This window comes from Nosocomiicoccus sp. HMSC09A07 (assembly GCF_001808485.1).
GTDB classification, from domain to species: domain Bacteria; phylum Bacillota; class Bacilli; order Staphylococcales; family Salinicoccaceae; genus Nosocomiicoccus; species Nosocomiicoccus ampullae_A.
On the sequence record NZ_KV793632.1, the window covers coordinates 110,885 to 122,315 of the forward strand.

Here is an 11,431-nt window from a genome sequence, read left to right on the forward strand (position 1 = left end):
AAAATCCTTTCTTCTATCATAACTATCTAATTATTCTATAACATATGTCTCTATATATTATTTTAACATCTTATGTAATATATTTATGTGTAAAAAAATGGAAGCGATTTATATCACTTCTCATCTATTTCCTGTATGATAAATGTAACTACATTTTACTTTGAAAGGAAGGAATTTGATGAATTACAAAGATAATTGGGATATGGAAAGTGTGTTTCCTGGTGGAAGTGAATCTTCTGCTTTCCAAAATCGTTTAGTAGAAGTGAGTAACAGTATTAGAGAGTTCTCTGAAAAACTAGGGGAGTGGAATTCTGACGAAAGTTCTAATGATTTTACACCGCTAAAGAGTTTATTAGAGCAATACGAAAAAATTTCAAACGCGCTTGGCGAGATGGGAAGTTTCTCTAACGGATTAGCATCTGCAAATATTACGGATCAAAAGGCATTAAAAAATACAAATGCTGTAGCTAATTTACGTAAAGATTTCTCATCTGAGATTATTATTTTAAATAAAAAAATCAGTGCACTTACTGAAGATCAATTTAACACGTTATTAGAAGATGACTTCTTTAACGCAATGCGTTTTCCTTTAAAAGAAATTCGTAAAAACGAAGCGGATTTACTATCGACAGAAGAAGAAACAATTATCAATAGCTTATCACTCGATGGCTTACACGGTTGGGGCAATATGTACAACCAACTCGTTGCATCAATTCAAATCCCAGTCACTGAAGACGGTGAGACTAAGTATTACTCAGCAGGGCAATTTGAAAACAAAATGGGATCAGAAGAGAATCCAGAAAAACGTGAAGAACTGTTAAAAATTTGGGAAGAAGAGTGGAATAAAAAAGCAGATTTATTTGCTACAACGTTAAACCATCTATCAGGCTTCCGTTTAAATAACTATGAACTTCATGACTATAAAGATTATATGAAAGTACCGTTAGACTACAACCGTATGGAAGAAGAAACACTCGATACAATGTGGAATACGATTGCGAAAAATAAATCACCATTAAAGAAATACTTCGAAAGAAAAGCACAGCTTCTTGGTGTCGAGCAATTAGGGTGGCTCGACGTGCACGCAAGTGTAGATGTCGGAGACTATAAGAACAAAAAATATACGTACGATGAAGCGGCAGAGTTTATTATCGATAACTTTAAATCATTTAGTCCAAAGATGGCAGAGATGTCTCGTCGTGCATTTGAAGAGCAGTGGATTGAAGCGGAAGATCGTCCAGGAAAACGTCCAGGTGGATACTGTTCAAACCTTCCGGAATCAAAACAGTCACGTATTTTTATGACGTTTGCAGGTAGCACGGGTAACGTCTCAACACTCGCACACGAACTCGGACATGCGTTCCATAGTTATGTAATGCGTGATTTACCGTTACTTAACCAGCGCTATGCTATGAACGTTGCTGAAACAGCATCTACATTCGCTGAACTCGTTGTTTCAAACGCAACGATTGAAAACGCGGCGTCAGAAGCAGAGAAAATCAATTTAATCGATGAAAAAATTTCTAGAAGCGTGGCATTTATGATGAATATCCACGCACGCTATATCTTTGAACGTAATTTATATGATGAACGTCAAAAAGGAACGTTAGACAGCAATAGACTAAAAGAACTGATGAAAGACGCACAAGAAGAAGCATACGAAGATGCGCTGAAATCTTATCATCCGATGTTCTGGGCAACAAAATTACATTTCCATATTACGGGTGTACCGTTCTATAACTTCCCGTACACATTTGGATACTTCTTCAGCTTAGGTATATACAACCGCTTCTTAGAAGATGAAAACGTAACTGAAGATGATTACATCGCACTTCTACGTGATACTGCGAGTATGACAACAGAAGATCTAGCTGAAAAACATTTAAACGTTGATTTACGTAAACCAGACTTCTGGCAAGAAGCATTAGAATCAGTGCATAAAGATATTGAAGAATTCTTAGAACTGACAGAATCATATATTTAAGTTATAAAACCTATATAAATATAAGTGACTTTTTTAGCTTCTGAAGTGAGTTAAATATATAATAATATTATGAACAATATTAATTTAGAGGAAGGATGTTTTACAATGGGAAAATTACAAGATAAAGTCGTCGTTATTACTGGTGGTGCACAAGGTATGGGAGAACTTCATGCCAAAAAAGCGATAACTGAAGGCGCCAAAGTCGTGATAACTGATATTAATGATGAATTAGGTCAAAAAACAGCTAATTCTCTTGGAGACGATGTTTTATTTATCAAACATGATGTATCTAAAGAAGCAGATTGGAATCATGTCATTCAAGAAGTTATGAACAAATGGAATCGAATTGATGTATTGGTTAATAATGCTGGAATCACATACAATAAAACAATTGACCAAATATCATTAGAAGATTATATGAAGATTGTAAATATTAATCAAGTATCTGTATTTTTAGGCATCAAAACTGTATCTGAAATTATGAAAAGTCAAAAACAAGGGTCAATTATCAATATTTCTTCAATAAATGGTCTTGTTGGTGGTGCAATTGGCTATACAGATACAAAATTTGCGGTCAGAGGTATGACAAAAGCTGCAGCTAAAGAATTGTCTCCATACAATATTAGAGTTAACTCAGTACACCCAGGTGTTATAAAAACAGCAATGTTAGAGCAAGAAGATGTTAAAGAAGCCGTTAAAGAATTCGAAAAAACAATTCCACTGCGTAGAGTGGCGCAGCCAGAAGAAGTATCTAACCTTGTATGTTTCTTAGCGTCTGACGATGCTTCTTATTCTACAGGATCAGAATTTGTTATAGATGGTGGTATTACTGCACTATAAATGATAAATCACTTAAAATATAAATGATTCTTTTGAATAAATTTTAGGCGAAGTGCTGAGGAGCACTTCGCCTTCATTTAAATCCTCTTTTACCAATACATAATTACATTTTATATTTAGTAACCAATTAGTTCTTAATATTTACCATATAATACCATAATTCTATATCTTTTCTGATATTACATATGTAAAATTGAATAAAGTAAATATTGATTTTTAGTTTTTTATACCCAAATGATTTTTTAACAGATGACTCTCATAATCTCTTCTAAACACTCCACGTTCTTGAAGAATTGGTATCACTAAATGAATAAATTTTTCAAATGATTCTGGATACGTCGGGGCCATCAACATAAAACCATCGCACGCTTCTTTTTCAAACCATTCGATCATTTCATCCGCCACTTGTTCAGGAGTTCCTACTATTGTCTTATGCCCTACCCAAGTACCAAAACGATCTAATAAATCTCTTAATGTAAGTTGCTCAGTCTTAACGGCACGTTGTATGGCTTTATACATAGATTTTACAACTTTTTTCTCTAATGCCTCATAAGGTGGTAATGATGACACGACTTCATCTAGTGTCCACTCACTTATATCTAGACCAATGGCTTTAGATAATTGTTTCTTGCGTTTTTCAAGTGGAATCATATCATCTAATTGTTGCTTAAGTTTATAAGCATCCTCTTCATTCTCATCAACATAAACGGTGAGACCTGGTAATACAAGAGGGGGTTGACGATTTGCTCCCATAGCCCGTTGATGAATGTCTTGTCTGAACTGTTGGCCATCTTGTATATTCCATGCAATTGAAAAAATAGCATCCACGTGTCGTACTGCTAAATCACGACCTGGAATGGAAGTTCCTGCTTGAAATAAACGTGGTCGACCATATTTTGGTGTTGGAATGTTAATAGCTCCGGCAACTTGAAAATACTTTCCTTGATAATGAAGTGGATGAATATACTGATGATTTAAGCCAATCCCTGACTCTTTGTGATTAACGATAGCCTCTACAGTAAATGACTCCCATAATTTTTTCATTACATTAATAAATTCGTCTGCTCGTTCATATCGTTTTTCAAGATGTGGTAAAGCTTGCATCGAATAGTTTTGTGCTTCTAAATCAAATTGAGATGTTACAATATTTGCCCCAATACGTCCATGAGATATTTGATGTAAACTTGAAAGCATACGTGCTGCAAGATAAGGTTCATAAAAAGAAGAAGAAATGGTACCTATCAGACCAATTGAATGTGTTTCACGTGAAATTGCGGCAAGCGCCGTTAGTGGTTCAAAATAATAAGAGATATGTCCCGTTTCTTCTCCAGAAATATATTGACCATCACCTAAGAAGAATGCATCCAGTTTACCTTTTTCAGCTAATTTTGCTAACTTAATTTGAAAATCAATATCTCCAACTTCTTCAACATATGAATGTGGTAGTCTCCAAGAGGCAGGATGTAGACCTGTACTATAAGCTAAAACGGATAAATGCATGTGTTTCATTGTCATTAACCTCTCCACTATAAGATAAAAATAATATTTTAATTTATATTTATCGTAAATAACTTAATGATATTTTACAACATTTATAAGATACTTTATATTTGAAATATAAATTTATTGCATCATTAACTAATTATTTTATTGAAAAATTACATCATGATCATTAATTATTGCGGTCCAACGTGTTGATGACACGTTGGACCTTTATTTGAACTTATTCATAAATATATATTATCTTCGTGGAGGTGAATACTATGGTCAAAGCCATTGGTTATGTACGTCAAAGTACATTAAAACAACAAAGCTTAGCTACTCAGAAATCTCTCATTTTTGGAATGCCGCTTCATGATCATATTTATTATGGTTAGCAGATATTAACCAATATTGAGTCATTTACATTCACCTCATAAACTTTATTTGAATTCAATAAACTAATTGTATGATAAAGAATCTTCAAAGTAATGAATAATGTATGTTTATTTTAAGTAACCACATCACTTATGATAACTCTCATTATTCAAAATCTTATTCACCCTAAATAACTGCTCGAGTAGTATAACTTTCATCATTTGATGAGGGTAGGTCATTTTTCCGAAGCTGATTGCTTCGTTTGATCGTTTTAACACGTCTTCTCCAATTCCGTTACTTCCTCCAATGACGAATACGACATTACTTTTGCCTTGTGTTTTCCAGTTATTATATTGTTTTGCAAAACTTTCTGACGAGTGTGCTTCTCCGTTTATTTCTAACGTGACGACGTGTTGGTTTGGTTTTATTTTTGATAAAATACGTTCCGCTTCTTTATGTTTAATGTTTTCTATATCTTTTTCACTCGCGTTATTTGGTTCCGGCTCGTCTTTTACTTCAATGAGTGAGACGTTCGCAAATTTACTGAGTCTCTTTTCATATTCTTTAACCGCTTCACGCCAATATTTCTCTTTTAATTTTCCAACAGTGATAATCGTTATTTTCATATTTTCACCTTCTTTTTAAACTTATTCACAGAAAAGGACCAAGTATTCCACACTTGGTCCCCAAGTTATCCACATTATTCAGTAGTTATACACATATCTCTGTGGATAACTTTTATAATGTGTATATTCTCGTTGGTTCGTCTTTATCTGTATCGTGTAATTCCACATGTGACACTGTATCGACATCATGATGATTTAACACTTGCTCTACACTCATACGTGCGAGTTCTTTGATGTTGTTGTCTTGACTTAAATGCGATAAATAAATTCGCTTCGTACGATCTGTTATAACGTCCTTCATCGCATGTGCAGCGTCTTCGTTTGATACGTGTCCAACATCACTTAATATACGTTGCTTTGTTACCCATGGGTATCTACCCGCACGGAGCATATCAACGTCGTGGTTAGATTCAAATACGAAGACGTCACTGTCTTTTATAATCCCTTTCATCTCATCTGAGACGTACCCGGTATCTGTAATAACGGATAGTTTTTTATCATTTTGTGATAAGGTGTAAAACTGTGGATCTACCGCATCATGTGAGACGTTGAATGATTCGACATCTAAACCGATAATTTCTTTATAGTTTAATGCGTTAAACTCAAATTTTTGCTCTCTATTGACGTGTATATTTTTAGATTCAATAGCTTGCCATGTCTTTTTATTCGCGAATATCGGTATGTTATAACGCTTTGAGATGACTTTTAATCCTTTTATATGATCGCTATGCTCATGTGTGATTAAAATAGCGTCAATATCGTTTAATGATCGCTCTATTTTATTTAACGCAAGTTCTGTTCGTTTACATGTAAGACCCACATCGATTAAAAGACTACCTGATTCGGACTCAACATATATACAATTCCCTGTCGAGCCGCTCGCAAGTACGCTCATTTTCATTGTGGATGTCACTCACCTTCAATTATTTCTTCAGATGCATTGATTGCATCTACGTATATAATACGCGTTCTATCATCTTCTTCAATGACCAGTTTCCATTTCGGTCGTAATAATACTTGTTGATCTTCATCGTTTAAAAGTACGACGTAATGACCGAGTGTACTCGATTTTATAATCGCTTCATTTGAAATTACCTTTTCTTGAGCAAGTTCTTCAGCAAGTTTAATCGGATCATTCACTTGAACTTTTTTTGAATATTCGTTTACAGCGACATTAGAAATGTACCCCTGTTCAAAACGCAATGTGTTATCACTCGCTCTAACTACTTTGATACGCGCTGCGCTAATATTGAATATCGGAAGGGAGTCGTACATTTGATTATAGTAAATCGTGTCGGAAGTACTACTTTCTGAATCAAATGTATACTCACTGCCTCTATATATTTCTTTATCAATATGTGCTTTAACTATAGTCGCATCTAATTCTAAATCTTTTACTTCAACAATATTTCTAATTGTTCCACTTTGATCAGCCCCAGTTTCAGACTGAAACTCATGTTGCATACCGTTTAATACAGATAATTTTATATTTCTTAACGCATCGACGTTTGTTTTATAATCTGCACTTTTACTAATAGACTGACTTCTACTCGATTCATGTCGTTCTTGTATATTATATTGATTATATAAAACTATCAACAATACGATATTGATGATTAAAAACACTGTAATATATATAGATTTACTTAGTTTCCAATCCATTACGCTTCCTCTCCAATATCGTATTTTATCCATTCTCCATCATATAAAATATACCAACTCGGTGTATACTCAACTACGTTTAATTCACTTTGATCCGTATTGTGCTTTAAGTCATATGCGATGACTATTTTACTAACTTTTGATAACTCATAATCTTCGTGTAATACAATTTGGTAACGTACTTTTTCAATATCTTCTAACGTCACACTTAAATCAGAAGGAATGTTTGCGTTTAACTGAATCATCGGTCGACTATATTCTGTGATTGTCGTCTTACCGATTTTCACGTAAATTTCACTCATAATTTCATCGCTAAAAACAATATAGTTATTTATAAGTGGTCGATACACTACGAGATTATCGTCGCTATCATACTCAAGTAGAGTATATCTTGACGTTAAGCCCATATGTCCATTTAAAAAGATGAATGACTTTTCAATCGAACGATAGGGGGACAGTTCATTAACGTCTGATCCTTTTAAATTCATAAACGTATATTGATAATTACTCGATGTATACGTCGCGATTTCAGTATCTGCTTCGTACACTGTAATATCTTTTGTTTGCTTTTGTTCTATATTTGATTGAGTAAACAGTGTTTCGTTCATTGCAGAAACACTGATTGTCGATGGTATAAATTGGTGTACAGTCTTTTTACCTGGCGACTTTGGACCGTATATCGCTGTCAGTCTGTTTGATGTCGCTTCGTTTGTAATCACCATCGAATAATCTGTAAATTTGTCACTATTTCGATTGATAATCTGTATAATTTCGTCTTTACCGACATCAATGCGATACGGTATAAACATCGTACGTTCACTGTTAAAAAAGTTAAAAACGACGTAATTGTCGTGCAACTCTAAAAACACACGATCAAACTGAAAATCTACAAAATTCTCATCGATTTCACTTTTTAACATCGTAAAAAATGTACGTGCAGGTATCTCTGAGTAATAATCAATTAAAAGCATCTCGCTACCTTCAATAAGTGCATCTGCTTTTAACTGATTAATGCTTTCTGGATGATTTAAAAATTGAACCTCTTTTTCGTTAAATAACTTCCGAATTTCAGCAATTACGTCTTTATCGACTGTTCCAATTTCTTCTTGTTCTGTTGCATAGACAACTTGATACGCTCGTATCACATCTCCAAACGTCACATCCTCACCTTGAGAGGCCATCGGTGACGGTGAAAGTGTTGTATCAATAGTTTCGAATTCTGCAGTATAACTCCAGCTTTTATATGTGAGTATACAACTTATAATGACGAGTAACGTTAGCATTACTGTTTTGACGTGTTCTTTATTCATCCCACTCATCCTCTTCAATATCTAAACAAGGTAAGTTAATGAAAATTGTCGTGCCTTCACCTTCAATACTCGTCGCCCAAATTTTACCGTCGTGCGCTTCGACAATCTCCTTAGAAATTGCGAGTCCAAGTCCGGTACCACCCATTTGACGTGTACGTGATTTATCGATTCTATAAAATCGATCGAAGATTTGATTGACATTTTTACCCGGTATTCCGAGACCGTGGTCTTTAATTCGTAACGTCATGCGTTTGTATAACGTGTTCTCTTGTAAGTGGAATTCAACCTTTTTTGGTGTACGTGTTTGATATTTTATAGCGTTAGTTATAACGTTATCAAGCACTTGCATCATCTTATCTATTGCGATTTCAGAATAGATTGGTTTGTTCGGTATATTTTTAGTAAATACAACCTCATCTTTAAATGTTACTGTGAATCGCTCGATAATATTTTCTAAGAACATATTAAAGTTCACAACTTCTTTATTGATTTCTTCGACTTCACTGTCCATACGTGAAAGTTGAAGTAAGTCTTCAACGAGTCGGGACATACGCTCTGTTTCTTCACGTGTAACTTTTAAAAATCGTGGCGCGATTTCGTCATCTTGCCATGCACCGTCTTCTAAAGCTTCGATATAACTGTGCATCGAAGTGAGTGGGGTACGAAGCTCGTGAGATACGTTCGCAACGAATTCTCGACGCTCTCTTTCGAATTCTTCTTGTTCTGTAACGTCATGCATTACAGCGATAAATCCACTGACATATCCAGTATCTTTAACGATAGCACTAAAGTTCACACGGACGATGCGGTTACCTTCTTTAGATTCTAAAAATATTAAATGAGACGTATCACGATCATCTAGTATATCGGATAACTCGAGTTCATCTTCAAGTCCGAGTTCTGTAATCATATTTTTATTTAAAATATCCTCGTACTTAACATCTAACATATATAACGCTGTGTCGTTTGCGAGACGTATTCCACCGCGTCTGTCAGATGAAATAATACCGTCTGACATATGTGTGATAACAGAGTCTAGTCGGTTCTTCTCACTTTCAGTATTCGCTTGTGCTTCTTGAACGCGTTTAGACAAGATATTGAACGATTCAGCAAGTTGACCAATTTCATCATCACTATATATTTGTACGCGAGACGTATAGTTACCCTCAGACATGAGAAGTGCTTGGTTTCTCATACTAATAATCGGTTTTGTAATCGTACGTGCAACAAATATACCGAGCACTGTCGTAATAATGAGTGATATCGCAGTTGCGATAATAAATGTATTGTTAATTTTTTCGAGTTGCGAATATACGTTCTCGATGTTTGATGCAACGTATAGACTTCCAATTACTTTATCGTGTGCAATAACAGGAGAGTTCACAATCCACATACGTTTGTTATCATCCGCTTTACTTACGAATATATCATCATTTTGAGTGCCGGTTTCTAACGCTTCGTTTAACTCTTTTATGTTCACTCGAGAGTTTAACGTCGATTCGTTAGAAATCTTGCTCGTTGCAAGAAGTATTTGATCGGAGTTTACGTATCGAATTTCATTAATATCTGAACGATTACCATAATCATCGATCACTTTTTGTACTTCTTGCTGAAATTTATTACGATTGTTTTCATGTTCGCTATCGAGCTCGACGATACGCGTTTCGATTAAGTCAATTTGTGACTCGATGTTACTTTTAAAGTTTTCTGTTAAATCTCTTTCTAATACGTTTGTAAAATATAATCCGATAATTTGCATACCGATAATGATTAATAAAACGTATATAACGACGAGTTTAACTTGAAGAGATTGAATGTTTCGACGCCAATAGTTCAGCATTTAGTCGTCACCTTTTAAAAAGTATCCGACACCACGGCGTGTTAAAATGTACTCTGGATGACTAGAATCTGTTTCAATTTTCTCTCTTAAACGACGGATTGTTACGTCTACAGTACGTACATCTCCGAAGTAGTCATAACCCCAAACTGTTTCAAGTAAATGTTCACGTGTCATCACTTGCCCTGGATACTGTGCTAAATATTTTAATAACTCAAATTCACGTTGTGTAAGTTCGACTTCAACATCATTCTTTTTAACGAGATATGCATCTAGATCAATCGTAATCTCACGATTTGTGATGATGTTTTCATCTTTTTTAGCCTCTTCAGTTGACGGTGTTTTACGGCGTAAGTTTGCCTTAACACGTGCAATTAATTCACGTGCTGAAAATGGCTTCGTAACGTAATCATCCGCACCAAGTTCTAAACCGAGTACTTTGTCGATTTCGTCATCTTTTGCTGTTAACATAATAATCGGCATATCATGATATTTACGTACTTCTTTACAAATATCCATACCATCTTTACCCGGTAACATAATATCGAGCAAAATAAGATCTGGTACTTCTTCCATAATTAGTTCAAGGGCTTCGTTACCTTCGTGCGCAATTAAAACTTCGTAACCTTCTTTTTGTAAGTTAAATTCTAAAATCTCTGCGATTGGCTTTTCATCATCAACTACAACTATTTTAGCTGGCATTGTTTTCCCCCGTTCTAGAGAAAATAATATATCTCTATTTCTAAAATATTTATGTACATATTATTATACTATAACTATAAATTATACCACGAAAAATCCCACAGTATTAAACTGTGGGATACTCTTTTGACCATGCTTCAAATTCTTTTGTTGTACAGTAAACGAAATGACCGTTACCTAGGTCTCTCAGCATCAAATCTTCTTCGTCGGATTCGCTGTATTCTGTCGGTGTATATGGAATACGTTGACGTTCTTTCTCACTTTCAGGGTCTGGTTGTGGTACAGCCGAAAGTAGGGACTTCGTGTATGGATGAACTGGATTTTGATATAAGTCATCCGCTTCACCAATTTCTAGTAGCTTACCTTTATACATCACTGCAATTCTATCTGAAATGTATTTAACCATCGATAAATCATGCGCGATAAATAGATACGCAAGTTCGCGTTCTTTTTGAATTTCTTTCATTTTAATCATTTTAACTATAAATTGTCAATAGTAATAATAATTTTTTCAGACTATTCTAATAATATAAAATTCCATAAAAAATCCTCTAGCGATATTTCACTAGAGGATACTTACGGTCCCGACGGGAATCGAACCCGCGATCTCCTG

10 protein-coding genes and 1 tRNA gene (1 of these 11 only partly in view) are annotated in these 11,431 nt (G+C 34.7%); 2 read left to right on the forward strand and 9 right to left on the reverse strand.

The features are described 5' to 3' along the window. The first annotated feature begins 178 nt into the window (after positions 1-178). Together HMPREF3177_RS03750 and HMPREF3177_RS03755 are read left to right on the forward strand one after the other, a co-directional pair. Positions 179-1,984 (forward strand): M3 family oligoendopeptidase, encoded by a 1,806-nt coding sequence (locus HMPREF3177_RS03750; RefSeq protein ID WP_068129114.1) that lies wholly within the window; start codon positions 179-181, stop codon positions 1,982-1,984. A gap of 105 nt (positions 1,985-2,089) precedes the next feature. Beyond that, positions 2,090-2,824, forward strand: coding sequence for a glucose 1-dehydrogenase (locus HMPREF3177_RS03755; RefSeq protein ID WP_068129112.1), 735 nt, complete (start codon positions 2,090-2,092; stop codon positions 2,822-2,824). Between the two features lie 216 nt (positions 2,825-3,040). Here the strand turns inward: HMPREF3177_RS03755 and HMPREF3177_RS03760 are convergent, their stop codons facing one another. The 9 genes from HMPREF3177_RS03760 to HMPREF3177_RS03800 form a co-directional block, all read right to left on the reverse strand. Further along, a complete protein-coding gene (locus HMPREF3177_RS03760) occupies positions 3,041-4,339 on the reverse strand; it encodes an NtaA/DmoA family FMN-dependent monooxygenase (protein ID WP_246827378.1) in 1,299 nt (432 codons plus the stop codon). Between the two features lie 488 nt (positions 4,340-4,827). Further along, positions 4,828-5,307, reverse strand: a complete 480-nt coding sequence (gene rlmH, locus HMPREF3177_RS03765) for a 23S rRNA (pseudouridine(1915)-N(3))-methyltransferase RlmH (RefSeq protein ID WP_070457156.1) — start codon at positions 5,305-5,307, stop codon at positions 4,828-4,830. A gap of 112 nt (positions 5,308-5,419) precedes the next feature. Continuing rightward, positions 5,420-6,220, reverse strand: coding sequence for an MBL fold metallo-hydrolase (locus HMPREF3177_RS03770; protein ID WP_371440532.1), 801 nt, complete (start codon positions 6,218-6,220; stop codon positions 5,420-5,422). Next, a complete protein-coding gene (gene yycI, locus HMPREF3177_RS03775; RefSeq protein WP_070457157.1) occupies positions 6,217-6,969 on the reverse strand; it encodes a two-component system regulatory protein YycI in 753 nt (250 codons plus the stop codon). The genes HMPREF3177_RS03770 and yycI overlap by 4 nt, the downstream gene beginning before the upstream one ends. Beyond that, a complete protein-coding gene (locus tag HMPREF3177_RS03780) occupies positions 6,969-8,279 on the reverse strand; it encodes a YycH family regulatory protein (protein ID WP_070457158.1) in 1,311 nt (436 codons plus the stop codon). The genes yycI and HMPREF3177_RS03780 overlap by 1 nt, the downstream gene beginning before the upstream one ends. Then, positions 8,272-10,119, reverse strand: a complete 1,848-nt coding sequence (walK, locus tag HMPREF3177_RS03785; protein WP_070457159.1) for a cell wall metabolism sensor histidine kinase WalK — start codon at positions 10,117-10,119, stop codon at positions 8,272-8,274. Before walK ends, HMPREF3177_RS03780 begins: the two co-directional genes overlap by 8 nt. Continuing rightward, positions 10,120-10,818, reverse strand: a complete 699-nt coding sequence (gene yycF, locus HMPREF3177_RS03790) for a response regulator YycF (RefSeq protein WP_068129103.1) — start codon at positions 10,816-10,818, stop codon at positions 10,120-10,122. A 106-nt stretch (positions 10,819-10,924) separates the two neighbouring features. Then, the gene (locus tag HMPREF3177_RS03795; RefSeq protein ID WP_070457160.1) at positions 10,925-11,284 is read right to left on the reverse strand and encodes an ABC transporter ATP-binding protein; all 360 of its coding nucleotides are present in this window, start codon (positions 11,282-11,284) and stop codon (positions 10,925-10,927) included. Between the two features lie 113 nt (positions 11,285-11,397). Continuing rightward, a tRNA-OTHER gene (locus HMPREF3177_RS03800) sits at positions 11,398-11,431 on the reverse strand; it runs 53 nt beyond the window's last position.